This window comes from Arenimonas sp. (assembly GCF_035721105.1).
In the GTDB taxonomy this organism is placed as follows: domain Bacteria; phylum Pseudomonadota; class Gammaproteobacteria; order Xanthomonadales; family Xanthomonadaceae; genus Arenimonas.
This window is the reverse complement of sequence record NZ_DASTNG010000056.1, coordinates 70,502-97,279: the sequence shown is the minus strand read 5'-3', so window position 1 is coordinate 97,279 and position 26,778 is coordinate 70,502. Positions and strand designations below refer to the sequence as shown.

33 protein-coding genes are annotated in these 26,778 nt (G+C 66.3%); 30 read left to right on the top strand and 3 right to left on the bottom strand.

What is annotated here, in order from left to right; translation table 11 throughout:
- Window positions 1–45 precede the first annotated feature (45 nt).
- The 3 genes from VFQ84_RS09190 to VFQ84_RS09180 all read right to left on the bottom strand — a co-directional run bounded on the left by VFQ84_RS09190 (window position 46) and on the right by VFQ84_RS09180 (window position 2,937).
- The gene (locus tag VFQ84_RS09190) at window positions 46–1,020 is read right to left on the bottom strand and encodes a caspase family protein (protein ID WP_325131336.1); all 975 of its coding nucleotides are present in this window, start codon (window positions 1,018–1,020) and stop codon (window positions 46–48) included.
- A gap of 11 nt (window positions 1,021–1,031) precedes the next feature.
- Window positions 1,032–1,403: a TIR domain-containing protein gene (locus VFQ84_RS09185; RefSeq protein ID WP_325131335.1), complete on the bottom strand. Its 372-nt coding sequence runs from the start codon at window positions 1,401–1,403 to the stop codon at window positions 1,032–1,034.
- A 928-nt stretch (window positions 1,404–2,331) separates the two neighbouring features.
- Window positions 2,332–2,937 (bottom strand): DUF6338 family protein, encoded by a 606-nt coding sequence (locus tag VFQ84_RS09180; RefSeq protein ID WP_325131334.1) that lies wholly within the window; start codon window positions 2,935–2,937, stop codon window positions 2,332–2,334.
- Between the two features lie 604 nt (window positions 2,938–3,541).
- On the opposite strand from VFQ84_RS09180, the gene VFQ84_RS09175 reads away from it, so the two are divergent.
- From VFQ84_RS09175 to VFQ84_RS09030, 30 genes are all read left to right on the top strand, one after another.
- Window positions 3,542–3,844: a helix-turn-helix transcriptional regulator gene (locus VFQ84_RS09175; protein ID WP_325131333.1), complete on the top strand. Its 303-nt coding sequence runs from the start codon at window positions 3,542–3,544 to the stop codon at window positions 3,842–3,844.
- 257 nt (window positions 3,845–4,101) lie between these two features.
- Window positions 4,102–4,803 carry a hypothetical protein gene (locus tag VFQ84_RS09170; protein WP_325131332.1) on the top strand — a complete coding sequence of 234 codons (702 nt, stop codon included), beginning with the start codon at window positions 4,102–4,104 and terminating at the stop codon, window positions 4,801–4,803.
- Between the two features lie 680 nt (window positions 4,804–5,483).
- On the top strand, window positions 5,484–6,626 hold the full coding sequence (locus VFQ84_RS09165; RefSeq protein WP_325131331.1) for a tetratricopeptide repeat protein: 1,143 nt from the start codon (window positions 5,484–5,486) through the stop codon (window positions 6,624–6,626).
- A 2-nt stretch (window positions 6,627–6,628) separates the two neighbouring features.
- A complete protein-coding gene (locus VFQ84_RS09160) occupies window positions 6,629–6,892 on the top strand; it encodes a flagellar biosynthetic protein FliQ (protein ID WP_325131330.1) in 264 nt (87 codons plus the stop codon).
- Window positions 6,893–6,895: 3 nt separating this feature from the next.
- Window positions 6,896–7,666: a flagellar biosynthetic protein FliR gene (locus tag VFQ84_RS09155; protein ID WP_325131329.1), complete on the top strand. Its 771-nt coding sequence runs from the start codon at window positions 6,896–6,898 to the stop codon at window positions 7,664–7,666.
- On the top strand, window positions 7,666–8,739 hold the full coding sequence (locus VFQ84_RS09150; protein ID WP_325131328.1) for an EscU/YscU/HrcU family type III secretion system export apparatus switch protein: 1,074 nt from the start codon (window positions 7,666–7,668) through the stop codon (window positions 8,737–8,739). The genes VFQ84_RS09155 and VFQ84_RS09150 overlap by 1 nt, the downstream gene beginning before the upstream one ends.
- A complete protein-coding gene (locus VFQ84_RS09145) occupies window positions 8,739–10,826 on the top strand; it encodes a flagellar biosynthesis protein FlhA (protein WP_325131364.1) in 2,088 nt (695 codons plus the stop codon). The genes VFQ84_RS09150 and VFQ84_RS09145 overlap by 1 nt, the downstream gene beginning before the upstream one ends.
- 9 nt (window positions 10,827–10,835) lie before the next feature.
- Window positions 10,836–11,510 carry a flagellar hook basal-body protein gene (locus tag VFQ84_RS09140; protein ID WP_325131327.1) on the top strand — a complete coding sequence of 225 codons (675 nt, stop codon included), beginning with the start codon at window positions 10,836–10,838 and terminating at the stop codon, window positions 11,508–11,510.
- 11 nt (window positions 11,511–11,521) lie between these two features.
- Window positions 11,522–12,277: a flagellar basal-body rod protein FlgG gene (gene flgG / locus VFQ84_RS09135; protein ID WP_325131326.1), complete on the top strand. Its 756-nt coding sequence runs from the start codon at window positions 11,522–11,524 to the stop codon at window positions 12,275–12,277.
- Entirely contained in the window at window positions 12,277–12,981 is a 705-nt protein-coding gene (locus tag VFQ84_RS09130; protein WP_325131325.1) for a flagella basal body P-ring formation protein FlgA, read from the top strand. The genes flgG and VFQ84_RS09130 overlap by 1 nt, the downstream gene beginning before the upstream one ends.
- Window positions 12,971–13,552: a flagellar basal body L-ring protein FlgH gene (locus VFQ84_RS09125; RefSeq protein ID WP_325131324.1), complete on the top strand. Its 582-nt coding sequence runs from the start codon at window positions 12,971–12,973 to the stop codon at window positions 13,550–13,552. Before VFQ84_RS09130 ends, VFQ84_RS09125 begins: the two co-directional genes overlap by 11 nt.
- Entirely contained in the window at window positions 13,534–14,667 is a 1,134-nt protein-coding gene (locus tag VFQ84_RS09120; protein WP_325131323.1) for a flagellar basal body P-ring protein FlgI, read from the top strand. The genes VFQ84_RS09125 and VFQ84_RS09120 overlap by 19 nt, the downstream gene beginning before the upstream one ends.
- A gap of 14 nt (window positions 14,668–14,681) precedes the next feature.
- Window positions 14,682–15,056, top strand: coding sequence for a hypothetical protein (locus VFQ84_RS09115; RefSeq protein WP_325131322.1), 375 nt, complete (start codon window positions 14,682–14,684; stop codon window positions 15,054–15,056).
- Window positions 15,053–15,439, top strand: coding sequence for a flagellar basal body rod protein FlgC (locus VFQ84_RS09110; RefSeq protein ID WP_325131321.1), 387 nt, complete (start codon window positions 15,053–15,055; stop codon window positions 15,437–15,439). Before VFQ84_RS09115 ends, VFQ84_RS09110 begins: the two co-directional genes overlap by 4 nt.
- Window positions 15,439–15,744, top strand: coding sequence for a flagellar hook-basal body complex protein FliE (gene fliE / locus VFQ84_RS09105; RefSeq protein WP_325131320.1), 306 nt, complete (start codon window positions 15,439–15,441; stop codon window positions 15,742–15,744). The genes VFQ84_RS09110 and fliE overlap by 1 nt, the downstream gene beginning before the upstream one ends.
- A 12-nt stretch (window positions 15,745–15,756) precedes the next feature.
- Window positions 15,757–17,136: a flagellar basal-body MS-ring/collar protein FliF gene (gene fliF / locus VFQ84_RS09100; protein WP_325131319.1), complete on the top strand. Its 1,380-nt coding sequence runs from the start codon at window positions 15,757–15,759 to the stop codon at window positions 17,134–17,136.
- Window positions 17,133–17,588, top strand: a complete 456-nt coding sequence (locus VFQ84_RS09095; protein ID WP_325131318.1) for a hypothetical protein — start codon at window positions 17,133–17,135, stop codon at window positions 17,586–17,588. Before fliF ends, VFQ84_RS09095 begins: the two co-directional genes overlap by 4 nt.
- Window positions 17,576–18,250 (top strand): FliH/SctL family protein, encoded by a 675-nt coding sequence (locus VFQ84_RS09090; RefSeq protein WP_325131317.1) that lies wholly within the window; start codon window positions 17,576–17,578, stop codon window positions 18,248–18,250. The genes VFQ84_RS09095 and VFQ84_RS09090 overlap by 13 nt, the downstream gene beginning before the upstream one ends.
- A complete protein-coding gene (locus tag VFQ84_RS09085; protein ID WP_325131316.1) occupies window positions 18,247–19,578 on the top strand; it encodes a FliI/YscN family ATPase in 1,332 nt (443 codons plus the stop codon). Before VFQ84_RS09090 ends, VFQ84_RS09085 begins: the two co-directional genes overlap by 4 nt.
- Entirely contained in the window at window positions 19,575–20,024 is a 450-nt protein-coding gene (locus VFQ84_RS09080) for a hypothetical protein (protein WP_325131315.1), read from the top strand. The genes VFQ84_RS09085 and VFQ84_RS09080 overlap by 4 nt, the downstream gene beginning before the upstream one ends.
- Window positions 20,021–21,151, top strand: coding sequence for a hypothetical protein (locus VFQ84_RS09075; protein ID WP_325131314.1), 1,131 nt, complete (start codon window positions 20,021–20,023; stop codon window positions 21,149–21,151). The genes VFQ84_RS09080 and VFQ84_RS09075 overlap by 4 nt, the downstream gene beginning before the upstream one ends.
- Before the next feature lie 13 nt (window positions 21,152–21,164).
- Window positions 21,165–21,581, top strand: a complete 417-nt coding sequence (locus VFQ84_RS09070) for a flagellar hook assembly protein FlgD (protein ID WP_325131313.1) — start codon at window positions 21,165–21,167, stop codon at window positions 21,579–21,581.
- A gap of 18 nt (window positions 21,582–21,599) precedes the next feature.
- On the top strand, window positions 21,600–22,757 hold the full coding sequence (flgF, locus tag VFQ84_RS09065; RefSeq protein ID WP_325131312.1) for a flagellar basal-body rod protein FlgF: 1,158 nt from the start codon (window positions 21,600–21,602) through the stop codon (window positions 22,755–22,757).
- The gene (locus tag VFQ84_RS09060; protein ID WP_325131311.1) at window positions 22,757–23,515 is read left to right on the top strand and encodes a hypothetical protein; all 759 of its coding nucleotides are present in this window, start codon (window positions 22,757–22,759) and stop codon (window positions 23,513–23,515) included. The genes flgF and VFQ84_RS09060 overlap by 1 nt, the downstream gene beginning before the upstream one ends.
- Complete coding sequence (locus VFQ84_RS09055) at window positions 23,512–23,802, top strand: FliM/FliN family flagellar motor switch protein (protein ID WP_325131310.1); 291 nt, start codon at window positions 23,512–23,514, stop codon at window positions 23,800–23,802. The genes VFQ84_RS09060 and VFQ84_RS09055 overlap by 4 nt, the downstream gene beginning before the upstream one ends.
- Window positions 23,799–24,173: a hypothetical protein gene (locus VFQ84_RS09050; RefSeq protein WP_325131309.1), complete on the top strand. Its 375-nt coding sequence runs from the start codon at window positions 23,799–23,801 to the stop codon at window positions 24,171–24,173. Before VFQ84_RS09055 ends, VFQ84_RS09050 begins: the two co-directional genes overlap by 4 nt.
- On the top strand, window positions 24,163–24,912 hold the full coding sequence (fliP, locus tag VFQ84_RS09045) for a flagellar type III secretion system pore protein FliP (RefSeq protein ID WP_325131308.1): 750 nt from the start codon (window positions 24,163–24,165) through the stop codon (window positions 24,910–24,912). Before VFQ84_RS09050 ends, fliP begins: the two co-directional genes overlap by 11 nt.
- 9 nt (window positions 24,913–24,921) lie before the next feature.
- Window positions 24,922–25,623: a sigma-70 family RNA polymerase sigma factor gene (locus VFQ84_RS09040; protein WP_325131307.1), complete on the top strand. Its 702-nt coding sequence runs from the start codon at window positions 24,922–24,924 to the stop codon at window positions 25,621–25,623.
- 114 nt (window positions 25,624–25,737) lie between these two features.
- A complete protein-coding gene (locus VFQ84_RS09035; protein WP_325131306.1) occupies window positions 25,738–26,286 on the top strand; it encodes a hypothetical protein in 549 nt (182 codons plus the stop codon).
- A gap of 6 nt (window positions 26,287–26,292) precedes the next feature.
- Window positions 26,293–26,703 (top strand): hypothetical protein, encoded by a 411-nt coding sequence (locus VFQ84_RS09030; protein WP_325131305.1) that lies wholly within the window; start codon window positions 26,293–26,295, stop codon window positions 26,701–26,703.
- Window positions 26,704–26,778: the final 75 nt, after the last annotated feature.

Genomic DNA, 26,778 nt, shown 5'->3' with positions numbered 1-26,778 from the left:
TCTCACAGCGGACCGGTTGAACGCATCGCTGGACGGAATATGCGCCTAGATACGGTTTTTCTCGACTAGGCGCCGATAGTGCTCGCCAAGTGCAGTGAGCCTGCATGACCTCGACTCCATTGCCGCATTCCACATATGACGCACACCCACCGGAACGAGTAGATTCAGGCGGTTGTACTTCTGGAGTGTTCCGAATGTCCGCGTATTCTCGGGGATTGGATCCGGCATTCCAGGGTCGCGACCCTTAAGTTCTGGCTCGAAAGTAGGATCCAGCCGGAACTCCGCTCCCGGCGCAGGGAAGAACTCGACGAGTCGGCGCAGCTCCTCTCGCGAGATCGGTGCGGAGACCTCCCGCAATGAGACGAACTGTTTAACGTTAGTCTTGAATACCGGCCGTTGCTCCCAGGCGCCTAGTGACTGATCAATGTGTGCATAGATGCTGCCGGGAGTTATGTCTCCGGTGAGATTGGCGGCGCTTCCATTTAGGGCGTCGACAAGAAGAGTCGTGAAAACGCCCCGGTCATCCCTCTCAGTCGCGTACTGCTCTGCGGTTGAGGCAGTCAGGACAGTGACGCCCTCTGCCAAGGTCGCTAGGTTTCCTTGGCCAGGCGGAGTGCCCGCTATCCCGGAATGGCAGCTGTCGAGAAAGATGATTTTATTGCGCGCCCTGGACTGGTTCGCTAGCACTAGCACATCGGAAAGCGAGATTCCTTCATCCCCCCGTGCAGAGTCTGAGGCGAGAAGGTACCCGCCAGTTGCCTCAATGTGCCCGTGGCCAGCGAAATAGAAGAGAGCGATATCTGCATCTACCGCAAACAGTTGCTGGATACTGTCGCGAAGTTCGCGACGTGTCACAGCGTCAGTGGGTCCTGTTCCGGTCAACAATTTGCAGTCGAAGTTTACGCCGCCGCCGTCATGCCTCTCAAGCACTGCTTTCACGGCGTGGGCATCGTCCACGCATCCAAACAGTGCCCCACCATTCTGGTAGTAGTTAATGCCGACGATCAACGCGATACGCACATTGAGACTCCCTATAACCCGTCGATGAACTTCGCGATCCCATCCCAAGTCCATGTGATCGTGCGAACGCCTTCAACAGCGGTGCGATCATCCTGGTAGATCCAGATCCCGAGCAAAGGAACTTTCTCCTCCTTGGCGCAGGCGATCTCCCATCTTTGGCCGCTTGATGAAAGGGAGTTCTTGCTCACCAAAGCAATCACGCCATCGGATCGACGAATTCGAGTCCTGACACGGTCTTTCCACTCTGAGTCGTAGGGTTCCTTCACCGACATATCTACGTATTCGAAGGGGGACCTTACGTGAAGCGACTGCCCTTTCAGTAGGTCTCGAGAGTTCTTGTCCTCTATTGCGAAAGCAACAAAGACCACCTTCTTGTCTGTCACTGGAGTCTCTCCATTACGCGCAGTCGGATATGGCTATTGACTCGGAATGTCCGCACAGCTCCGTCCAACGCCTGAGCAAAATCGAGTGGCCGGAGTTATGTCATGCTGAATGATGATGTGACTAACGCTAGTCCCAAATGACCGGGGCAGCAATCGCCCAGAAGCTGCCAGCTCTGAGAAAGATTCTCGCTCCCGACTATTTGTGGGGCGCGACGCCAGCGGTGGGGTTGTAGCGACATGCTAGAGCCTGAGTTTCAGATGGCCAGAAACGATGTCAACGCAGTGGGCGAGATCTAGCTCCGATGTCGAGAACAATACTTCCGGCCGAACGGCAGAATTAAGCCGCAGCCACTGGGCAATTAGTCCAAGCCACGCACCTCGATATATCTTCAGGTCCCCGTCACAGTTGGCTTGGTGGTTGTGAGGCGGTGACTTAAATCAGGGGCCCCTCTAACCTTTCTTCCATCAAGGCAGACAAAAAGGACTTGAAGCTCGATGCAGCACTCTGAAATTTTCCCCTGGGTCGCTGGAACTCTCGGGCGCGGTTGTCCGGTAAAAGCACCCGTCGTAAACCCGGATTCCAAGGCCCCCGCTCTGACTGACCGAGACAATCTCGGTCTTTGGATTGGGTAGGGCTTCCCATCTGGGCCGAACGTCCGCCTCGGGTCTTGGACCTGGCTTGGCGTCAGGACAAGGATCGGCCAAAAGCAGCCGCTAGCGTCGCTCCAAAATGTGAACGTGCCTAAGAAACTCGAAGCGCTGGGGGCTTTTGGCCACGCTCATTTCCGTGTCGGCGGAGGGTTAGGCGGCGGAGTCGGCTTGCTCTGAGTGGGCGGGGGGTTGGTATTGGCGTTTCTGTCTCGCCCGGGCGGTGGTGGATTTGACCCCTTTCGGTCGGTTGGTTCGTAGCGATCCTTTCTATCATTTGTCATCTTGTTTTCTCATCATGGCGCATGAACTCCACCCAATCGACATCCTCTACATGAATCAACACCCCATCTAGTTGGGGAAGGTCGATCGCTTTTCCATCCACGTCAATCCAGCTTGGCACCTGAATATAGAACTGGCCTCGCTGTGGATCAATCGGCCATTCCTTTGGCCAGCCGTAGAGCCTACGCCCGTCTTTCAAGTGCAGAATCACGTAGGTTACGTGGTCGGTAAACGCGCAGAACCATTCTGACGGATGAGATGTTCGAGACGTAAAGCCAAGCTGTCGTAGCCGCTTGTGAAAAGAGTCGCTATTGGTGAAGTAGGCAACAATCGCACCAACAGCAATTGCGATCAAAAATGACCCGCTCAGTTCAATAACGTCGCTCCAAACTCCAACAGTGAATATGCTTCCGATAGAGATTAAGAGCCCCTTCAATAGTTGAAGCAAAACCTGAATGACGAACGTGAAGATAAGCGCTTGCACTACCCGTTCGAACTGAGTCGGTTTTTGATGGGATGTGAGGCCATAGAAGAGCCAAGCAGCCGTGAAGCCGGGCAGAAGATAGGTCAGCAGCTCAACTGCGTCAGAAGTAAAGTCAGTCATGTCACATTCCTGCCCATGTTAACGGCGCGCTTAACAGCATAGCGCCAAGCTGGCCAATATGCCGCGACCGCTTTGTGTCGCAAGCGTAGGTGGCCAGCTACCCGGGTTTGGCTGCGGTCAGCACCAATGACTTCGTAAGCCTCGACCGGCGCCGGCGATCGGTCAGCCGGCGCAGGCAGCGAAGCGACTTAGCCGCTGTAGTACAACTCCTGTCCACAGGTGCGGCACGTGTGCGCCCAGCCCTTCCCTACGAAGAAGTTCTTTCGCTTCATCCATAACGATGCGCCTCCGCAGTGACGGCACGTCACTCGTCCTTGCTTCACACAGCCGGGATGGTCGCGTTGGTAATGCTCATGAGTGTAAAGCCTGGCTCTGATGATAGTCGGGCCGGCCACCACGAGCAGGATGAGACCGATGACAATCCAGTGGTAGATCGAGTAGCCCATGGTTCCCTCTCATGAATGGGTCGGAGACTGATGAGGATGTGGTCGCGGCCGTTTCGAGCCGAACTTGATTGGCGGCCTACCGTTCCCCACCCCACTATTCGCGAAAATCGAATATAGGAAATCCGAATATAGCGTGAGTCTCGCGAATCGGCGAGACCATGGCCAAGACTCTTTACAGAACAGAGAACTCCGTCCTGCGCACGATGCTGCGGGATGCCCGGGAGCGGGCGGGCCTGACCCAAGTGGATGTCTCCAAGTCGATCGGGAAATCCCAGACATTCCTAAGCGACGTCGAGCGGGGCGTGCGCCGACTGGATGTGATTGAGCTGTGGGAGATTTGCCAGGCGATGGACGTGGACCTATCTGACTTCATTGCCCAGTTCCAGGCCGAGCTGACCCGTCTCCGGCCCGGCAGGCCCCCGCGCGCCCGACCCAGCGGTACACCCCGTCGGCGAGATTAATCGGATTACGGATGGCTCGGGATGCTTGCTCATGCTGAGGCACGTCCCTGGGCCAAGTCGGTGCGCCTGCTCAAAACCGTCCAACCGGCGCGTAAAACGCGGCGGTTGGATCGGATGGATTGAACAACGATGTCTAAGCTCTTGCCTACGCAGGACAAGAGCCGAGGACGTGCAGCATGCCCAGCAATAGAACCAACCGGAAGATCGGGAACGCTCCCCATTCATTGAACGCAACGTTTGTAGTCAGAAGCGCCGCAGTGCGTTTCGACGATGAATCACGACTCATCGAGCACCCGGAGGCATTGAGAGCCACCGTCGATCTCGCCACTTCATTGAAAGGACGGGTCGGTGGTCAACGGAAGGTCGAGACTCCTTGTGGAGCAGACGGAAGCTACCAAATCGACACGATTTGGGAGGCCAACGGGCAAGTCGACCTGGTCCGGGAGACGGATGACCCGCGGCGCCTTTGGTTCGCCGACCATATCCATCAGGTGGAAACAATAAGGAACAACGCACGACAGCCGACGCCCAAGCTCGCTGCTGAACTTGGGATCAACAAGGGATGGGTCCAGGTCCACGACGCATTCTCGAGAATCCATGAACTCAACCTTCAGGTGCAACTCAAGTTCGAATGCACAACCCTGGAAATACCGACGATCTCGAGAACGGAAGCAAGTTCAATCAAAGAGACCAAGATCAAGGCGACGTATGTCGATGGTCCGATTTGTGGTGTTGGAGCGATAAACGATGGTTATGTCGCCATCTGGGTGCGCGGTCGAAAGGACCCTGTCCATCTGTTGAATGGCAATGAAGATGACTTGCACGAGATGCGGAAGCGAGGAACCATCATTCGCGGAACGATAAAAAAGCAGCAGGATGGATATGTCATTAATGAGCCCATCTTCATTAGCGTTGGGAGACAAGCCCAGCTGGACGAGAGGAGCATGAGTTCTTTCTAGCTCTCGAGGGAATTGCCGTTGCAGATTACAAGCAGGCTGGCCGCCGCGGATTGGATGGTTAGCGCCAGTGACTTGGTCGACATTAACCAGCATCGACGTTTGATCAAGCCCCCACGCCCAGCAAGTAGCCTAAGGCTTAGACCACCATCAAGCAGTGTTGTTTCAGATTTGTTCGAACAAGCCATCGCGCCCAAGGGATGGGTCTAGATCATCGGCCCTAAACAACCGCGAAAATTTCTCACGTCTCCGTGAAGAGCGTCCTGCAGTAGCGGACGCATGACGTGAAAAAGGCCGCTAGCAAGCATCGCACGGTGATGATTCTCAAAGAGAAACGGGGCGGGAAGTAACTCTCGGCAACCCTTGCGATATAGAGACTTCACACGAAAATCTACGCAACTTGTCATCTCCACTTAGCGTTGACAGCATCCGAGACCAGAAAATAGAGTCCGGCCCGGGGAAGCCTAGATGGGTCGGAAACGGGGAACGGGAAGCATCGCCGCCGCAGTTGGCGATTGCACCCGAAGGGAAAAATGTGTGGTTTGAGACCCATGGCCTCAGTCGCAAACGCCCGAGCCCGTTTTCGGCCCAGATAGCCTAGACAATCCCACAGTCCCGCCCGAAAGCGACTTGTTTAGTCGCACGGGCGAGTGTTGAACCAGTTTCGGTCCGGGCGGTATTTGATGTCCTCAATTGAACGTTTGCAGTCGTTTCTGGCTACGGATCCGTCCAACCCCGAACTGCTGTGCGAATTGGCGGACGCGATGTTTGCCATCGCTGACTACACGGGTGCGCAAGCGGTGCTGATGGGGGCGCCGGCCGCGATCCAAGCTTCGCTGGGAATTCGCTTTCGCTTGGCGCGCTATGCACTGATTCATGGTGACTACGCGGCCGCCGAGGCCGGCTTCAAGCGTTTGACGCAAGACGGCCACGCCAATCCCGCCCTCTGGCATGACTTGGCATTCTCCCAGCTCTGCCAACTGGATACCGGTGGGGCGCGTGCCACATTGGAAGCCGCCGTGGCGAGGTCTGGCGATACGCCAGAATTGGCGGTGCTGCGCGCGCGCGTCGCGCTCCGGGACCAGGACTATGCCAGTGCCGAGCTCGCCTTGGGCCAGGCTTTGACCGCCGATTCGCAGCACCCAGTCGCGCTCGGGCTGCGGGCGCTCGCCTCCCTGGACAAGGGCGACACCAGCGCCGCCGAGGCGTATGCCAAAGATTGCCTGACCCTTCATCCGGATCAGCATGAAGCCCTGCTCGTTGCCGGTACCGCCGCGCTGTGGCGGCGCGAGCTTGGGCCGGCCGGGGCTGCCTTCGAGCGCGTCCTGGCTCGGCACCCGAACTCCGGTCGTGCCCTGTCCGGCTTCGGGCAATTACAGATGTTGCGCGAGCAATTGGAACCAGCGCGAGCCACCCTCGAGCGCGCTGTGGCAGCAATGCCGGATCACATTGGCACGTGGCACGCATTGGCCTGGGCCCAGCTGATGCTGGGAGACACCAACGCGGCGGAGGCCTCCTATCGGTGCGCCTACGAGCTGGATAGGAACTTCGCCGAATCGCACGGAGGGCTGGGCCTTATTGCGGCCTTGGCCGGTCGCAGCGACGAGGCCGACGCCGCGATCAAACGCGCCCTGCGGCTGGACCCGAGCTGCATCACCGCCCGCTATGCCCGCAGCCTTCAGCTGGAAGATGTCGGAGAGCACGCAGAGGCCGAGCGCCTGCTGTCGGAACTGCTGGCGCAGGGGGCGCTACCCTCGGGTGTCGGCAACGTCCGCGAGTTCTCCCGTCGCCTACGCGCCCGCCTTGGCGCCAGTAGCCGCGCCTGAGCATGGACGCCGACACCGCCATGCGCCTGCTGTCGGAGATGCTGCTGACCTCGATCAAGGTCGCGGCACCGATCCTGATCGTGACGCTGGTCGTGGGCCTGGTGATTTCCGTGCTCCAGGTCGTCACCCAGGTGCAGGAGATGACACTCACGTTCGTGCCGAAGGTCATCGCCGTGGTGCTGGTCTGCGTGGTCGCCGGCGGCTGGATGATGGCAGTCACCGTGGACTTCGCCACACGCCTGTTCGAGTTCGCGGGAACCCTGTAGCCGATGGACGCCCTGCAATCCTTCGTCGCACTGTTCGTGTTCGCGATGCTGCGCTACCTGCCAGTGGTGGCCCTGCCGTCGTTGTCACCGCTGGGCTGGGCGCCTCCGACGGTACGGATCGCGCTGCTGCTGGTTCTTGCCTGGCTGACCGTGTTGTCGATGCCGATCACCGAGCCGGCCGCACACTGGGGCCTGCCGCTCGGGTTGGTGCTGGCTGGCCTCGGCGAACTACTGATCGGCATGACGTTCGGGCTGGCGCTGATGGTCCCGAACGCCGCGCTGCATACCGCTGGCTGGCTGGTGGACATGCAGGCGGGCTTGAGCGCCTCGAACCTTTTCAATCCCAATGGCACCGGCGGCGCCGAATCGTTGATGGGCCACACGCTCATGCTGGCCTCGATCGTGCTTTTCGTCACGCTCGACCTGCACCTTCTACTGTTCAGCGGGCTGGTCGCCAGCGCGCAGTGGATGCCGTTGGGTAGCGTTGATATCCGGCTCGATCCCGCGGGCCTGTTCGGACTGCTCGGGTCGAGCTTTCTGCTGGGTCTGATGGTCGTGGCGCCGGTGGTGCTGGGTCTGTTCTGCGTCGACATCGGTGTGGCCTATGTCACCCGCGCCATGCCGCAGGCCAACGTCTACTTCTTGGTGTTGCCGCTGAAGGTTGCCGCGGGCATGGCGCTTCTGGCGCTCTCGATGTGGTTCGCTGTCGAGTTGATCGGCCGTTTGTACCGGGACTCGTTGCAGCGTGTGCCTGCCTTGTTCGGGGCGGGCTGATGTCGCAGGAAGACAAGGACAAGACCGAAGAGCCGACCCAGTACAAGCTCGACGAGGCACGGAAGAAGGGCGAGGTCGCCAAGAGCGCCGAGCTGGTCGGTGCCGGTGTGGCCGTAGTTTTCGCCGCCACCGTCGCCATTACGGGGGGCGGCATCGCCGTCGCGGCGGCGGACGCGACACGGGCGACGCTTCAGCTGGCCGGTGCCCGGCCGGCAATCTCGCCGGCGCTGTTGCCATGGCTGGCTGAGACCTATGCCCCGCTTTGGCAGGCACTAACACCCCTTGCGCTGGCGATGGTGGTGGTGGCGGTGGTGGCCAACGTGATGCAGACGGGTCCGATGTTCACGACCCATCCGATCAGTCCCGACTTCAAGCGCATGAATCCGGCGAACGCCTTCAAGCGCATCTTCTCGATGCGCAGTCTGTGGGAGCTGGGCAAATCGGGCCTGAAACTCGGTTTCCTGTCGCTGGTGTGCTTCCTTGTCGCCAAGCAGGCGCTGGGCCTGGTGGGCGGCGTGGCGCTGGGCCTGCCGGCCCGGCTGCCGCAGATGCTGCAGTCGGCCTTCGTCACCACCTCGATCTACGTGCTGCTGGTGCTGGCGCTGATGGCGGTGCTGGACTGGCTGTTCGTGCGCCGCGACTTCACCCGCAAGATGCGCATGAGCCGGCGCGACCTGCGCGATGAGCACAAGCGGCGTGACGGCGACCCCGAGGTCAAGAACAAGCAGAAGCGCCTGATCCGAGACCTGCTCAAGAAGACCCGCGCCGTGCCGCGGGTGGGCGACGCCGACGTGGTGCTGACCAACCCGACCCACGTGGCGGTGGCGCTCAAGTACCGCCCGCGGACGATGCGAGCGCCAATCGTGCTGGCCAAGGGGGCCGGCTTCCTGGCCGCGCGCATCCGCAGCGTGGCGGCCCGCAAGGGCGTCCCGATCCAGCACTCGCCGGCCTTGGCGCGCGCGCTGTATCGCGAGTGCGACATCGATGGACCGGTTCCCGAGTCGCTCTACGGCGAGCTGGCCCCCATCTACCGACGCCTGCTGGGCGGTAACCTCAAGGAGCGCATCGCGTGATGCAGTTGTTCGGCCAGATGTGGTCCGCCAAGCGCGACCTGGCCCTGGTCATGCTGGTCGTGGGCATCCTGATCGTGCTGTTCATGCCGATCCCCACGGTGCTGCTCGACTTCCTGCTAGTGCTCAACATCAGCCTGGCCCTGCTCATCCTGCTGGTCACCTTCTTCACCGAGACGCCGCTCAAGTTCTCGACCTTCCCGACCATCCTGCTGCTGGTCACCATGCTGCGCCTGGCGCTCAACGTCTCCGCGACCCGCCTAATCCTCGAGGGCGCGGACGCGGGCCGGGTGATCAATGCCATCGGCGAGTTCGTGATCGGCGGCAACTACGTGGTCGGCATCGTGGTGTTCCTGATCCTGGTGGTGGTGCAGTACGTGGTGGTCACCAACGGTGCCCAGCGCGTCGCGGAAGTTGCCGCCCGGTTCACGCTCGACTCGATGCCCGGCAAGCAGATGGCAATCGACGCCGACATGAACATGGGGCTGATTGACGAGCACGAGGCGCGCCGTCGCCGTGCCCTGGTCGAGCGCGAGGCGAACTTCTACGGCTCGATGGACGGCGCCACGAAGTTCGTCAAGGGCGATGCGATCGCCGGCATCATCATCATCCTGATCAACATCGTCGGCGGCCTCGCGATCGGCATCGCCCAGATGGGCATGCCCTGGGGCGAGGCAGTGCAGCGGTTCACGCTGCTGACCGTCGGCGACGGCATCGTCACCCAGATTCCCTCGCTGGTGATCGCGGTCGCGACCGGCATCATCATCACGCGCACGGCCGCCGACGGACAGCTCGGCGCGGAGATTCCGCGACAGGTGCTGTCGAATCCGCGCGCGCTGGTGATCGTCGGCATCGCGCTGCTGATCATCCTGTTGATGCCCGGTTTCCCAAAGATTCCGGTGCTGATCATGCTGGCTGCGGTGGCCGGGCTGGTTTACTTTGCGTCGCGCGCCGTCGCCAAGGCCGAGGCCGCCGACGGCGCCCCCTTGGAGGCCGGTGCCGCCAAGCCCGCGGCGGCAGGGCAGGGCGCCGGCAAGGCCCAGGACGCCGACGATTTCCAGCAGCTGATGAGGATCGAGCCGATCGAGATCCGCTTCGGCAGCGGACTGGCCAACGCACTGCTCGGCAGCGACGGCGACCTCGCCGATCGCATCGCGAACCTGCGCCGGCAGGTGGCCCAGGACCTGGGCTACGTGCTGCCCAAGGTGCAGACCGGCCCGCGCACGGACCTGGCGCCGGAGGCCTACGAGATCCTGGTGCAGGGCAGCCGCATCGGTCAGGGCGAGCTGCAGATGGATCGCGTGCTGGCGATCAACCCGGGCGGTACCCGCGCCAAGCTGGACGGCGTCGAGACCCGGGACCCGGCCTATGGCCTGCCGGCGCAGTGGATCGCCAAGGATGCGCGCCAGTTCGCGCGCGGCGCCGGCTACACGCTGGTCGATCCCGACACCGTCCTGATGACCCACCTGGCCGAGCTGGCAAAGCGCCACGCCCCGGAGCTGCTGACCCGGGCCGAGACCGAGCGCCTCGTGCAGCGCCTGCGTGACCAGCACGGCTCGCTGATCGACGAGTTGGTGCCGGCCGTGATGTCGTACTCGGAGATCCAGAAGGTGCTGCAGCTGCTGCTGCGCGAGCAGGTCAGCATCCGCAACCTCGAGGCCGTGCTGGAGGTCCTGGTGGATGCCGGCCGCAGCACGAAATCGCCCGAGGAGTTGGCCGAGCGTGTGCGTGAGCGACTCGGGCCGGCCATCTGCCAGAAGCTGAGCGACGGCAAGGGCGAACTGCACGTGCTGACGCTGGCGCCTGAGGTCGAACGCAGCCTGCTCAGCGCGCAGCGCACTGGCGAATCGCGCGGACCCCTGTTCAGCGACCTCGCGCAGATGGACGGCTTCATGAAGAACCTCGGCCGCCAGGCCGAAGCGATGATGGGTCGGAGCCTGCTGCCGGTGCTGCTTTGCCCGTCGCCGCTGCGACGCCCGATGCGCAGCCTGATGCAGCGCTCGCTTCCCTACGTGGCGGTGATCGGCGTGAACGAGGTGCCCTCCAGCACCCTTGTCCGCTCCTTCTCCGCCGTCCAGACCAGCCCCTGAGCCCGCGCCATGACAGACACCATCGATGCCATCAGCCGATCGCTCAGCGCGGACGTCCGCGCGGTGAATACGCTCAGCCACAACGTGGCCAACATCAACACGCCCGGCTTCCGCGCCGGTCGGGTTGTGCCCGACTTCGGCACCTCGCTGGCGCCGCGCGTCGCACTCGACCTCGTTGATGGCGCGCTGTCCCCGACCGGGCAGCCGCTGGACCTGGCTCTGCGCGGACGCGGCTTCTTCGCGGTCGAGCGCGATGGCGCCACGCTGCTCACCCGCGCGGGTGACTTCCGGCTCGACGCCGGCGGTCATCTGGTCAATTCGCGGGGCGACCGCGTCCTCGGTGAAGCCGGCCCGATCCAGCTCGCCGACACCGACGCGCTGCGCATCCATGCCGACGGCAGCCTGCACGCCAATGGCCAGGCCGTCGGCCAGCTGAAGATCGTCGAGGTGGCCGAGCCCACGCGCCTCGTGGCGGCACCCGGCGGCGGCTACGGCTACGACGGCGCCCTGGCGGCCTGGCAGGGCACGGTTGTCCAGGGCGCGCTGGAGCGCGCCAACGTCGACGCCGCCGAACAGACCGTGCAGCTGATGGAACTGACCCGGCATGCCGAGTCGGTGCAGCGCGCGATATCCATCTACGACAAGGCCATGGACGTCGGCATCAACCGACTTGGCGACAACTGAGGAAACCCACCGTGATCGATGCCCTCTACATCTCCGCCACCGGCCTGCGCGCGCAGCAGGAACACATCGACGTGATCTCCAACAACGTCGCCAACATGCAGACGCCCGGCTTCAAGCGTGGCCGGGTCAACTTCGCCGAGATCGCGGCGCTGTCCACCGGCACCATTGACGCCGCCGGCCACGGTGGCGGCACCCAGGTTATGTCCACCTCGACCCTGTTCGGGACCGGCGAGCTGCGGCCCACCCAGAACCCGCTGGACCTGGCGATCGAGGGCGAAGGTTTCTTCGAGCTCGAGAACGAGAGCGGCGAACGCGTCTACACCCGCGCCGGCCAGTTCCGCGTGGACCAGGACGGCTACCTAGTGTCGGTCAACGGCATGCGGTTGGCGCAGGGCCTGCAGATCGCGCCGGATGCGCTCGACGTGCGGGTGGGTCGCGACGGCGAAATCACCGCGCGGCTGGGCCAGGATCCCGAGCGCAGCGTGATCGGCCAGCTGGAGCTCGCCGCGTTCGGCGCCTCCGATGCGCTGGACCCGATAGGCCAGAACGTGTTTGCGGCCAACGAGGCGTCCGGTGAGCCGGGCTTCGGCCGCCCGGGCGATCCCGGCTTCGGCCAGCTTCAGCAGGGCTACCTCGAGATGGCCAACGTCGACCTGGTCGACGAGATGACCAACTTGGTGATGGCGCAGCGCGCCTACCAGCTTAATGCCCGCGTGCTGCAGGCGGCCGACCAGCTGCTCGAGACCATCAACAACCTGCGCCGCTGATGAGCCTGCTCGCGCCCCTGCTGTTGGCCGCGCTGCTGGCGCCGGAAAGCCCGGCACCGGCGCGCCAGTCGGTGCCGCACGCCCAGGTGGCGGCCGCGGTGCGCGCCCACCTGGAAGCAATGTCGGCCGACCTGCCCGGGGAGGTCGAGCTCACCGTGCTGGGCCGTGCCGAGCCGCTGGCGCTGCCGGCGGGGCAACATGCCCTGAAGCTGGGCGAGATCCCGGGACGCTGGCCGCGCCCGCGGGTGGCGGTGGCGGTACAGCATTTCGTCGACGGACGGCACGTGCGCAGCCAGACCGTCTGGGTCGCGGTGAACTGGTGGCGCGAGCTCGACAGCTACGACGCGAACCTTCCGGCCGGCACGCCGGTCGCGGTAATCGCGCATCGAAAGACCCGCGTCGACCTGGCGCGCGCCGACGGCGAGCCGGTGGACGCCGCGGCGCTGCCGCCGGCGCATCGACTGCGGCGGTCCGTGCGTGCCGGCGAACCCTTGCTCGCCGAACACTTCGAACCGATGCCGGACGTGCTGGCCGGCGCGATGCTCGAAGTCCAGGTCGTGCGCGGTGCCGTGCACCTGAACACCTCGGGCCGCGCCCTGGCCGACGGCTTCGTGGGCGACGTCATCCCGGTGGCGCTCGACGCCGGCCGGAAACCGGTGAACTCCATCATCCTCACTTCCCTGGCGGTGCGCGTTGAAGACTGAATTCCTGGGCCTGTTGGCGGGACTGTTGCTGGCCCTGCCGGCCGTTGCCGACGACCAGCAAAGCCTGATCGACACCGAGAGCTACCGCGGCCTGGCCGCCGACCAGCGCGCCTATCGCGTCGGCGACCTGTTGACCGTCTACGTGCTCGAGACCACGCGGGCCCGGTCCGGCGCGGCGACCGACGCCAGCAGCGACACCGGCGTGCGCATCGGCATCAGCAGCCCCAACACCCGCTACGACGCGTCGGCCGGCATCTCCGGCGGCAGCAACGCCGGCGCCGAGACCTCGCGCATCGGCGAGCTGCGCGCGCAGATCTCGGTGCAGGTGCAGGCCGTGCGCCCCGGCGGCGTGATGGAGATCGAAGGCGTGCAGTCCGTGGTGGTCAACGGCGAGCACCAGCAGATCCGCCTGCGCGGGCTGGTGCGGCCGGAAGACGTGTCGTCCGGCAACACCGTCTGGTCGCACCGCATCGCCGACGCCAAGGTCGAGCTGACCGGCATCGGCGTGGTCAGCGAATCCCAGCGCCAGGGTTTGCTCTATCGCATATTCAAATGGCTGAGGTTGATGTGATGCGACTGACCCTGGTGTTCCTGGTGCTGGCCCTCGCCGGTGCCACCGAGGCGCAGGACGCGCGCTCGGCCCGCCTCAAGGACGTGGCGCGCGTCGCCGGCGTCCGCGAGAACCCGCTGACCGGCTACGGGCTGGTGTTCGGCCTGTCCGGTTCGGGCGACTCGGCCCGCAACCGCGCCACGCTGCAGTCGGTGGCCAACACCCTCCGCGGCTTCGGCGTCAACGTCGAGCAGGCCGACCTGGCCAGCCGCAACGTCGCGGCCGTGCTGGTCACCGCCAAGCTGCCGGCGTTCGCCGAGCCCGGCCAACTGCTCGACGTGCAGGTGGCCTCGGCGGGCGACGCCCGCAGCCTCAACGGCGGCACGCTGATGCTGGCGCCGATGATGGGTCCCGACGGCAAGGTCTATGCCATCGCGCAGGGGCCGATCTCGGTCGGTGGCTACCAGTTCGAGGCCATCACGGCCTCCGTGCAGAAGAACCATCCCACCGTCGGCTGGATCCCGGCCGGGGCCACGGTCGAGCGCGCTGTGCCGCTGGGCGTTGCCGGCGACGGCAACAGCCTGAGCATCCTGCTCAACGAGCCCGACTTCACCACCGCCCAGCGCATCGCCAGCGCCCTGGCCGCCGAGGTACCCGGCGCCAGGGTCCATGCGACGCACGCCGGCAAGGTGACCGTGGACTACGGCTCGGCCCCCGCCAGCCTGGTGGCCGAGATCGCCCGCATCGAGAACGTGATGGTCAGCCCGCAGCGAAAGTCGCGGGTGGTGGTGAACGAGCGCACCGGCACCGTCGTGGCCGGCGGCGACGTGCGCCTGGGCGCGGTGAGCATCTCGCACGGCGAGCTTCGGATCGAGATCTCGACCACGTACTCGGTGTCGCAGCCCGATGGGGTGTTCATCCGCCCCAGCGCCAGCATCGGCAGCGTGGTCGTGCCCGACAGCCGCGTGGACGTCCGCGAGGGCGTCGCGCCGATCGTCAGCGTGCCCGAGGGCGCGACGGTGGCCGACCTGATCTCGGCGCTGCGCGCCATCCATCTGTCCACGCGCGACGTGATCGCCGTGCTCCAGTCCATCAAGGCCGCCGGCGCGCTCGACGGCGAACTGCTGATCCAGTAAGGGGAGAGAACCCGATGTCCCAGGAAATCACCGTCGAGGCGGTCCGCCTCGCCCTAGGCCTGCAGCAGTTGCGGGCCGAAGTGGCCAGCAACAACATCGCCCGCGCGAACCTGCCTGGCTTCCAGCCGCAGCGGCTGGAGATGGGCAATGCCCAGGCCATATTGCGCCAGGCCGCCAGTGCCGGCCCGGCCGGCTTCCAGCAGCTGGCTTCGCTGTCTGCCGCCGGCATCGCGCCGGTGGTGGCCGACGGTTCGGCCGCCGCGGCGCAGCCGGACGTCCAGGTGGCCGAGATGGTCGCAGCCAGCCTCGACTACCAGGCGCTGGCCGAATCGCTCAACCGGCACTTCGGCCTGATGCGCCTCGCCGTCACCGGCAGGAGCGGCGCATGAGCATTGAATCGATCCTGGAAGCCAGCCGCGCTGGCCTGGACCACGAGCGCCTGCGGATGGATGCCGCCAGCCGCAACATCGCCAACGCCAACGTGCCGCTGGCCCCGGGCGAGCTCGCCGCGCGGGCGCAGGCCGCGGACTTCAGCCGCCAGCTGCTGCCCGGGCAGGGCGAGCTGGCCCAGGCGACCCCGGCCACGCGCCAGGTGCACGACCCCGGTCACCCGATGGCCGACGCCGAAGGCCGCGTGCACTACCCCGACACCGACCTGGTGCAGGAAATGACCACGCTGATGACCGCCAGCCGAGGCTTCGAAGCCAACGTGCGCGCCTTCAACCTGCTGCGCGGCATGGTGCTGCGCGCGCTCGAGATCGGAGCCAAGTAGTGAGCATCGAAGCAATCGCGGCCCTGTCCGCAAGCACCGGCCCGCAGGCGACTGCGCTGGCGCACCCGGTGCGCAACACCGAAGGCGCTGATTTCGCCGCGCTGCTGGGCGATGGCCTGGCCAAGACCGACGCCGGCCTCAAGGCCGCCGACGAGAACCTGCGCGCCATGGCCACGGGCGAAGCGCGCCCTCCGCACGAAGTGATGATTTCCATGGAAGAGGCCCGCATGAACCTGATGCTGGCGGTGGAGGTGCGCAACCGGGTGGTCGAGGCGTACCAGGAACTGATCCGGATGCAACTCTAAGGCGGACATGACGTGAGTTCAGTGCAGGATTTCTACCGCTCCCTCGGCACCGCCTCCCGCTTCGGCCTGGTGGCCGGCGTGCTGCTGTTGCTGCTTTTGACCATCGCCGCGCTCTGGTGGGCGATGACGCCGCGCTACCAGCTGCTGTTCGGCAACCTGCGCGAGGCCGATGCCGCCGAGATCGCGGAGTCGCTGACCGAATGGAAGGTGCCTTACGACTACAGCGAGGACGGCAGCGGCATCCGCGTGCCGGCCGAGCGCGTCTACGACACGCGCATGAAGCTGGTCTCGGCCGGCGTGCCGTCGGGCGGGCACGTGGGCTTCGAGCTGTTCAACGACTCCGACTTCGGCGCCACCGAGTTTGCCCAGCGCGTGAACTACCAGCGCGCGCTGCAGGGCGAGATCGAGCGCACCATCGCCGCGCTGCCCGGCGTCGAGATGGCGCGCGTGCACCTGACCATCCGCCGCCCCGGCCTGTTCCTGGGCGAGCAGGAGGCTTCCAAGGCCTCGGTGGCGCTGACGCTGACGCCGGGCACTCAGCTCGATGCGCGCCAGGTCGGCGGCATCCGCAACCTGATGGCGTCGGCGGTGGATGGCCTGAGCCCTGAATCCGTGGTCGTGCTGGGTCCGTCGGGTGCGCTGCTGGCCGGCGCCGGCGGTGACGACACGGCCGTGGCCCAGGGCGAACGCCAGCTGAGCTACGAAGGCCGCATCAAGGAGCGCATCGAGGCGCTGATCAGCAGTGCGTTTGGGCTCGAGTCGGCCACGGTGACGGTGGATGCGCGCCTGAACTTCGACGCCGTGCGCCAGGTCAACGAGCGCCTGGTTGCGCACGGCGGCAATGGCCACGGCCTGCTGGTGCGCAAGCAGACCACGCGCCCGGTCGCGGGCGCGGACGGCAGCACCGGCGGCAGCGCCCAGGAGCAGGTGGAGTACGCCCACGGCACCCAGCGCGAGGAAATCGCGCGGGCACCGGGCCGGGTCGAGCGCCTGTCGATCGCGGTGCTGCTGCCGACCGCCTTGCCCAGCGGCGAGCTTGAGCGCCTGCGCAAGCTGGTCGCGGCCGCCGCCGGCCTCGATGCCGAGCGCGGCGACACGCTGGAGATTGCAGCCCTTGGGGCCGCCTCCAGCCCGGAGGCCGTCGACCAGACCGCCGACAGCGCGCTGCTCGCGCCGCTGCCGTCCGAAACGGCCCCCCCGCAGATGGCGCCGGCCGAGGCCGTGCTGCCGCCGCTCGAATGGCTGCTCGGCGGCGGCGTCGGACTCCTGCTGATTGGCGTGCTGCTTGGCTGGTGGATGCACCCGCGTCCGCGTCGCCTGTCGGCGCAGGAAACCGAAGCGATGGCCGGGCGCATGCGCACCTGGCTGGCCGACGGCTCGGTGCAGGCATGAGCAGCACCCTTGGCCAGCGCAAGGCGGCGCTGTACCTGGCCGCCCTGTCCGCCCCGGAGCGGCGCGCCCTGATGTCGGCCTTGCCGGCCAGCACGGTGCGCGGCCTCAATCCGCTGATCGACCAGCTGGTCCGGCTCGGGTGGAACCATCGCCCGGCGGTGGAAGCGGCGCTGGCCGACGAACTGCGTGGCCTTACCGCCGACACCACCCTGGGCGTGGACGCCCTGCTGCGCCTGGCTCGGCGCCTGCCGCCGGGCTGGTATGCGCGCGTGGTCGCGGCGGCCGGACCGGTGGACAGCGAGTTCCTGCTGGCGCTGCTGGATGACCAGTACGCCCAGCGCGTGCGTGAAGCGCTGCGCGACCTGCCGGCGATGCCGCCAGTGCTGGCCGATGCGGTGCTGGCGGAAGCCATGCTGCTCGACAGCCGCGAAGGTGCCGCATGCGCCGCCTGACGGTGCCCGCGCAGGCGGGCGGCCCGCGCCTGGTGATGCTGGCCGAGGCGCTGGTGCCACCGGCGCCGCCGGCCGCCACCGAGCCCGCGCCGGATCCGGCGCTGCAGCGGCAGGCGGAGGTCGAGAGCCAGTTCGAGGCGGCGCGCCGCGCGGGCGAGGCCAAGGGCCTGGCCGACGCCAAGGCGGAGATCGCCGAGCGCGTGGATGAGATCGCGGGCAAGCTGCGCGCCGAGCATGCGCGTGAATGCGAGCAGCTGCGCGAGCGCGCCGCCGCGCTGGCCGCGGTGGTCGAAGGCATCGAGGCCGCGCTCGCGGTGCAGGCCCGCGACGCCGAAGAGATCGCGGTCGAGGCGGCGCTGGCCGCGGTCGTCCGGATGCTCGGCGACAAGGCCGCCGACGGCACGCTGATGCGGGAGCTGTGCGTGCAGGCGCTGCAGGCGCGTGGCGTCGGCGCCGCCACGCTGCGCCTGTCGCCCGACGACCTGGCCGGGCTCGAGCTTCCCGAGCTCGACCTGCAGCTGGTCGCCGATTCCACGCTCAAGCCCGGGCAGTGCGTGCTCGAGTCCTCGCGCGGCACCAGCGACACCGGCCTGGACGTGCGGCTCGACGCGATCAGCCGCGCCTTCCTCGACGGGCTGTCCGCCCACCGGCAGCGCCCATGAATCCCCTGGCCACCCAGCTGACCGCCGCCGTCGCGCGCGCCGACCTGGCCAATCGCCATGGCCGGCTCACCGCGTTCAACGGCCTGGTGATCGAATCCTCGGGTCCCGACGCGCACCTGGGCGAGCTGTGCGAAGTGATCCCGGCCCAGGGCCGGCAGCCGGTGCAGGCCGAAGTGGTCGGCTTCCGCAACAATCGCGTGCTGCTGATGCCCTACGGCAACGTGCAGGGCATTTCGGCCGACAGCCTGGTGCGCGCCACTGGCCGCAGCCTTTCGATTCCGGTCGGCGACGGCATGCTTGGCCGCGTGGTGGACGCGTTCAGCGCGCCGCTCGACCAGGGCCCACCCATCAGCTACGACGCCCGATACCCGTTGTATCGCGAGCCGCTCAATCCACTCGATCGCGCCGAGATCGACCAGATCCTGGAAACCGGCGTGCGCGCCATCGACGCCCTCCTGACCATGGGGGTCGGCCAGCGCGTCGGCGTGTTCGCCGGCAGCGGCGTCGGCAAGAGCACCTTGCTGGGCATGCTGGCCAAGCAGGTGCGCGCCGACGTGACCGTGCTTTGCCTGGTCGGCGAACGCGGCCGTGAGGTCGGCGACTTCCTGCGCAATTCGCTCGGCGAACAGGGGCTCAAGCGCTCGGTGGTAATGGTGGCCACGGCCGACCAGCCCGCACTGGTGCGCACCCATGCCGTGCACGCCGCGCACGCCGTGGCCGAATACTTCCGCGACCAGGGCAAGTCGGTGCTGCTGATCCTGGATTCGATGACCCGCTTCGCGATGGCCCAGCGCGAGATCGGCCTGGCGGTGGGCGAGCCGCCGACCTTCCGCGGCTACACGCCATCGGTTTTCGGCCAGCTGCCCAAGCTGCTCGAGCGCTGCGGCCGGGTGCGCGGCAGCGGCGCGATCTCGGCGATCTACAGCGTGCTGGTCGAGGGCGACGACATGAACGAGCCGGTCACCGACCACATGCGCGCGATCCTGGACGGCCACATCATCCTCCAGCGCGACCTGGCGGCGCGCGGCCACCACCCGGCCATCGATCCGCTGCACAGCGCCAGCCGCTTGATGAGCCAGCTGGTGCCGGCCGCGGAGATGGAAGTCGTGGCGGAGGTGAAGCGCCAGCTCGCGACCTACGCCGGCTCGCGCGACCTGATCGAGCTGGGCGCGCACCAGCGCGGCGCCAACGCCAGCCTCGATCGCGCCGTGGACCTCAAGCCGGGCCTGGACAAGGTGCTGTGCCAGGCCGCCAGCGACAATTCCTCGCGCGCCGAGGCCATCGCCCGGCTGCGCAACGCGCTGGCGTCCACGGGAGCGCCGGCATGAGCCGCGACCGCCTGGCCCTCGTCGATCGCCTGCTTCGGCTCAGGAAACTGGACGAAGAGCGCGAGGCCGCCCAGCTTCGCGGCCACGTCAACGCGCATTCGGCGGCCTGCCAGCGCAGCGACCAGGCGCAGCAAACGCTTGAACTCATCGGCCTGCGCAAGGCGCGCAGCGACGATTCCCGCGGCCTGGACCTGGACGGCTACGTGGCCGCGCTGCAGTTCGAGCAGGTCGCCATGGTCGAGCGGGACGCCGCCGCCGCCGAACAGCGTCGTGCGCGCGATGCGCTGCAGGCCGCGAACGAGCGCCATGGTATGGCCGCCGCCGCGACCCGGGTGTCGGGCGCACGCCATGACCGCCTGACCGAGCAGGTGCGGCGCGATGACGAGATCAAGGACGCCGACCGCCTCGCGGATCTGCGCCTTGGCACCTTGAGGAGTGAATCATGATTGGACTCTTGCCACCGTTCCCGATGGTCCCGGCCGCCCCAGGAACCCCCGGCGGCACGGGCGATCCGGCACAGGCCGACTTCGGCCAATGGCTGGTGCCCGGCGCCACGCCCGGGGCCGCGCCTGGCACGAATGTTCCCGCCGTTCCGGTGCCGGCCATCGCGTCCGGCTTGCCGGCCAACGCGGCGCCACCGCTCCTCCCGACGACGCCCGCCGCGTTGTTCACGCCCGGCCAGCCTGCCTGGGTTGCCGAATCCGAAAGCGAACTCTACCGGGCTCCGCACGTAACGCCCCGCACTGAGTCCGTCGCGAATCTTCCGGCCAGTCCGGTGCCGGTCGTTGCGCCCGGCTTGCCGGTCCGCCAGACACCGCCCGTCCTCTCGATGGCGCCCGTCGCGTTGGTCGCGCCCAGCCAGCCCAGCTCGGTCGCTGCATCCGAAGGCGAACTCCCCCTGGCGCCGCAGATCACGCCGACGGGCATGCAGCCACCGCCGCCGTTCGTGGCCCTGGAGCTGAAGCTGGAACTTCCCGAGCGCTTGCCCGTTCCGGCCATCGACATTGCCCCGGCTCGACTCTTCTGGACGCTCTCATCGCCGGGGGATAGCGGTACCGTGAGCTTGGTGGCCGTGCTGTGGCAACTCACGGCCGGCGACCAACTTTCGCAGCAGTTGAAGTCGTCCCTAGCCCGCGAGCCGGCCAGCCCCATCGTGCCGACCACCGTCGTGGCGCCGCGGCATCCGAGCGCAACTCCGGCGGTGGCCATGCAGATGCCGGCGCGCTTCCAGCCCCTCCAGCCCAGCCCGTCCGCGCCGGAGATGCTGGCCTTCGCCTCCTCGGCGCAGCGCCTCCCGGCCGCGGGGGCATCACAGACCAACGACGCCGGCGCCAGCAGCGCCCTGTTCGGCGCCAGTTTCCAGTGGCCACTAAAGCTGCTGCGCTGGCTCAACGACGGCCCGCAGGGAGCGACCGCTTGGCTGCGTGACTTCACCCTCTCGCCCGAGTACGTGCCCGCGCTGGTCGAAGACCTTCGTCGGTTCGCCGCGGCCGAGAACATCCCGCTTGAACGCATCGTCCTCAACGGCCAGACCTTGTGGGCCGCCGAACCTGCTACTCCCCGCACCCCCTGACCCGGAGATTCCCATGCCCGTAGATTCAATCGGCACCGTGCTCAATCCCGGCAACGGGATGGCCACGCAGCAGAACACCATTCAGCAGGAAGACTTCATTCGCCTGTTCCTGTCGCAGTTGCAGTTCCAGGACCCGCTAGAGCCGGTGGACAACCGTGAGTTCCTGGCCCAGCTGGCCCAGTTCTCCAGCCTCGAGCAGTCGCGCCAGACCAGCGAGAACACCGAAAGCATGCTGGCAATGAACTCGGCCACGCAGGCGTTGGACCTGCTCGACCGCGACGTGGAAGTCCAAAACGGAGGCGTCGCCAGCACCGGCACCGTCACCGCGATCCGCTTTACCCCCACCGGCCCCGAACTGACTGTGCAAACCACGCTCGGCCAGGTGCTCCCCAATGTGCGGCTGTCCCAGATCAGCCTCGTCAAACCCTGATTACCCAAGGAGTCACCCATGTTCCAGGCGCTCTTCAACAGCCTCTCCGGCCTCTTCAGCTTCTCGCGCAGCCTCGATACTGTCAGTAACAACGTGTCGAACATGAACACGCCGGGTTTCCGCGGCAGCGACACCTTCTTCTCGAACGTCAACGGCGGGCGCGGCACGTCCATCGGCGGCGAGGGGCTGCGGACCGGCGCGGGCGACATGCGCCAGACTGGCACCGCCACCGACCTCGCGATCGACGGCAATGGCTTCTTCATCCTCCGCGACCCGTCGGGCAACATTCACTACACCCGTGCCGGCCAGTTCCGGTTCAACGAGGAAAGCTTGTTGGTCGACAGCGTCACAGGGTTCGAGGTGATGTCGGTTGATGACGCGGGCAACCTCAATTCGATCGATCTTGACACCTACCGGACGCTGCCGCCCGAGATGACCACGGCTGTGCGCATGGTCGGCAACCTCGCGCCCGGCACGCCGACGTTCGCGATTAACTCGGTTCGTATCTATGACGCTGCCGGCAACCTGCAGACCCTGTCGGTGAACCTCGCCGATAACACTGCCACCACTCCCGGCAGCTATCTGGTGACGGTGCGGGATAGCAGCGGTGCGACACTATTTACCGGTGAGATCCGCTTTGGCTTGGACGGCACGCCGCTGACCGGCTTCAACACGCTGGCGATGAACCTAACCTTCGGCGGCACGCCTCAGGTGGTCACGCTGGACTTCGGCACCCCGGGTGCGTTCAACGGCGCGACCCGCCTGGCCGGTGGCGCGACCAACCTTGGCGCGCAGGTGACCGACGGCCATCCGGTGCTGGGTGTGAACGAACTCTCGTTCGACGACAACGGCGTCATGCAGCTGGTTTACTCGGCTACTGAGCGCCGCGAAGGACCGCGCATCGGCTTGGCCAGCTTCCCGAACGAAAGCGCGCTCGTGCTTTCCGGTGGCCGTCTGATCTCCGGCACCAGCGTTCAGCAGCGCACGATCGGCCGGCCTGGCGAAGGCGCGTTCGGCCGCATCGCCGGCGGCAGCCTAGAAATGTCGAACGTCGACCTGACCACCGAGTTCGCCGACATGATCATCATCCAGCGCGGCTACCAGGCCAGCTCACGCGTGATGACGGTGAGCAACGAGATGATCGAGCAGCTCTACAACAGTACGCGAGGCGGCTGATGGCGATTCGCCTGCTGCGCTGGCAGGGGCCGGCCCGCACGCGGGCCTGCCGCGAGCTTCTTGTCGCCTGCCTGGGCGACTGGGCGAAGCATTGGTGCGCGCTCGGCGAGGCGCTGGACGCGACACCTGTTGCGCTCTCGCCGGAGGCGGAGTCGCGTAGGTGGCGCGGTGCGCGCCATTCCGGTGCCAGCGTCTGGCTGGGATACGCACCCGCCGGTCTCGCGGCGCTCGGCGCGAGCCTGGTCGGCGAAGCACAGTTGGATACCTCGGGCCTGGGTGAGCGCCTGGCTACACGCTCAGTAGACGATCTACTGGCGCGGATGCTGCGCGCGCCCACCGAACGGCTTGAAAAAGTGCTCCCGCCGGACGACGCCGACCTTGCACCCTTCCATGGCGGCATCGGCTTCAGCTTGTCCGGTCCGCTGGCGGACTGGGTACTGCTCCTCGACGCTGGCGCCTGCGACCTGCTGGCGCCGATCCGGCCCATCCCGCGTGAGCCGCTGTCCTCTCGGCCGCAGGCGCTCGGGCCGGAACGCGTGATGCTGGACGTGGTGCTGCCCCTGGGCGAACTGGCCCTGTCCGAATCCCTGTCCTTGCGCGTCGGCGAAGTGCTGCTCGCGGGCTCGCTGCTGGACGCAGCGGTGCGCGTGCAGACGGCGTCCGGACGACCCGTGGCGGAGGGCGCGCTGGCGCGCCAGGGCGAAGGCCGCGCGATCCGTATTGAAAGCAACCTCATCAAGCAAGGACATTCCAAATGAACGACATGGCAACCCCGATGAAATCCGCGGTGGCGGGCGATGCGCCGGCGCTTTTCGGCCAAGACTTCGCCCTGGTCGGCCACGTGCCGGTGACCCTGATGGCGCAGATCGGTTCGGTGTCGATCACGGTCGAGCAGCTGTTCAAGCTGCGCTGCGGCGACGTCGTGGCGATGGCCGAGGCGCTTGACGCCCCGGTGACCCTGCTGCTCAACGGCAAGGCGATCGCGCGCGGCGAGCTGCTGGCGGTCGACGACCAGCTCGGCGTCCGGGTCACGGAGCTGGCGTGAGCCAGGCCATGCCCGCCACCGTGCAACCCGCAAAACCGGCGATTCCGTACCGGACGGCTTCGGAAGTGTCCGGCGGCGACATCGCGGGCGCGTTCGGCGCCGCGATCGCGCTGCTGGTTCTGGCGCTGGCCGCCGCTTGGCTGGCGCGTCGCCTGGGCTGGATGCAGCGCTGGGGCGTGGGCCCGGTGGGTGCCCCGGCGCCGGCGCCCAGCCTTCGCATTGAACAGACCCTGCGATTGAGCCCGCGCACGGTGCTCTATCGCATCGCCGACGGGGACCAGCGCTTCCTGTTGGCCGAAACGCGCGAGGGCGTGCAGTGGCTGCCGCTGGCGGCTGCGGGCCCGCGTCAGGAGGCCGCCCATGCGCCCTGAGCAACGCCGTCGCCTGACCGCAGGCCTGGTTGCCCTGGTCGCGGCCTTGGCCACCGGCGCGGTCTTCGCCAGCCCGGTCACGGAAGCGCTGGGCGTGGCGCTCAAGCAGGACTACTCGCCGGTGCTGCGGACCTTCGTGCTGCTGAGCCTGCTGTCGTTCTTGCCGGTGTTCCTGATAGGCCTGACCTCGTTCACGCGAATCATCATCGTACTGGCCCTACTGCGCCATGCGTTGGGAATCCCACAGACCCCACCTAACAGCGTGATAGTTACGCTAGCGGTGTTTCTGACGCTGTTCTCGATGGCACCTGTGATGGATAGGGTGAACCAGACGGCACTGACGCCTTACCTGGCCGAAGAAATGACGGCGACCGATGCCGTCAATCTCGCGGCCGTGCCCCTGCGCGACTTCATGATCCGCCAGACCCGGGAGTCCGACCTGCTGGCGGTGGTGCAGATGTCCGGCTCGCCGGCACCTGCCAGCGTCGAGGAAATCCGATTTTTCCAGCTGGTCCCGGCCTTCCTGCTCAGTGAACTGAAAACGGCGTTCCAGATAGGCTTCGTCGTCTTCCTTCCCTTCCTGCTCATCGACTTGGTGGTGGCTGCGGCACTTATGTCCCTGGGCATGATCATGGTGCCCCCGATCACCGTCAGCCTACCGTTGAAGATCCTGCTCTTCATCCTCATCGACGGCTGGGTGCTGATATCACGCGCGCTGCTCAGCAGCTACATGACGTAGCGGGTTGGCATGGCATTGAGCGGGGAGGAGTACGAGCTGTGGCGGCGCTATCGTGTGGACGGCGACGAAGAGGCGCGCGACTTCCTGTTCCTCCAGTACGCCCCCTGGTCCAGGAAAGTGGCTGCTCATGTCTTCTCGCGCCTGCGGGTACCCCAGATCGACTGGAGCGATTTTGCACAGAACGCGACCCTTGGCCTGCTCGAAGCGATGTCGAGGTTTGACCCGGACCGGGGCCTCGACTTCATGGCTTACGCCAAGCTGCGCGTCCAAGGGGCCGTCTTCAACGGCGTTCGGGTTTTCCTGACCGGGGTCGACCGGGGAACGGTCACCCATCGAAACCAGGAGCGTCTGGCCAGCCTGGCGCCGGATGCCGAGGACGAGCCAGACCTGCTGGGCGTCTTGATTGATACGGTGGCCAGCCTGGGAGCAGGATACCTGTTGGAACAGTCGTCGCCGTCTTCGGCCGAGGGGCTGCAGCGCGAGGTCGAGAACCGCCAACTGGGACGACTGCTGGCGGGGGCGCTTGAAAGCCTGTCAGAACGCGAGCGTCTCGTCCTGACGGCGCACTATCTCAACCACGTGCCGTTCAATGTAGTCGCTGCACAGATCGGGCTCACAAAGGGGCGCGTGTCTCAGTTGCATCGGTCCGGGCTCATCAACTTGAGGCGGATATTGCAGGCGCACCAGCATGATCTCGATGCCTACCTGTGATGCCGCAGCCGGTGCGGACTAAACCGAACCCGCTACCGGGGGAATAGTGGTGAGTAGCCTGATCCCCGCATCCGCGGGACAATGCCCCGCAAGGCCAACTTTTCTGGACCTTCCATGCCCTACGAAAACCTCGATTCCGAAGAACTGCTCCGCCTGGCCCTGGAGGCCATGAACACCGGCCGGGACGCGGAGTCGGTCACCCTGCTCAAAACGCTGGTCGAGCGCGAGCCGGGCGCCGCCAACGGCCACTACCTCCTCGGAGCGCAGTACGCCCAGATCGGCATGATGGACCGGGCCGAAGAGGGTTTCCGCGCGGCCATACAGGCTGCGCCGGACCTGGCCATGGCGCGCTTCCAGCTGGGCCAGCTGCTGCTGGTCCAAGGGCGGGGCGCGGAGTCGAAGGCGGTGTTTGAACCGCTCTTGCGCGCGCCGGAAGGCGTAGCGCTAGGCGCCTACGCGCGGGCGCTTTCGGCGGCCGCCGATGACGACGTGGCCGCGACCCTGGCCGCCCTGCAGGCGGGCCTGGCTTGCCCGCAGGAGATTCCGGCACTGCAGGAAGATATGCGGCGCCTGTTCGAGCGCCTTGGGGGCGGTCAGCCGCCCGCGGGCGGTGGCACACCCGCAACCCCCATGTTCCTGTCTGGGTACGGCCGGCCGGCCTGACCCCTCATGGCGATCGACCGGCTCTCCCCGACGTCTACCCTGATCGCCACGCTGCGTGCGGGCGTGAGGCGGGCGACGGGCGAGGGAGTCACGGTCGCGGAATCGGGCGGCTCTCCTTCGCGGCCGCCTTCGGCCAATCCGCGCCCGGACGTGGCGGTGCTGCGCCGGCAGTTGACCGACCTGGTCCGCGACGAGGTCATTGACGACCCCGCCACCCAGGCCCGCCTGCGGCCACGGGTGGTGCGTGCCATCCTGCTTTGGGAGTTCGGGCCGAAGCTCCGGGAGCACCCGGAGTGGCAGCCCATGCTTGAGTCCATCGACGCCGCCCTGGCGGCGGATGAAGGCCAGCGCCGCCAGTTCGCCGCTTTGCTCGCGGACCTCAAGCGCGGCACCCAGGCCGCTTCCTCGCCTGACTAAACTGCCTCCCTTCCCTTGGGATTGACCTTGAACTGGCCTCGCTTCGGCGAATTCGGCTCATTCAAGGAAAATTGC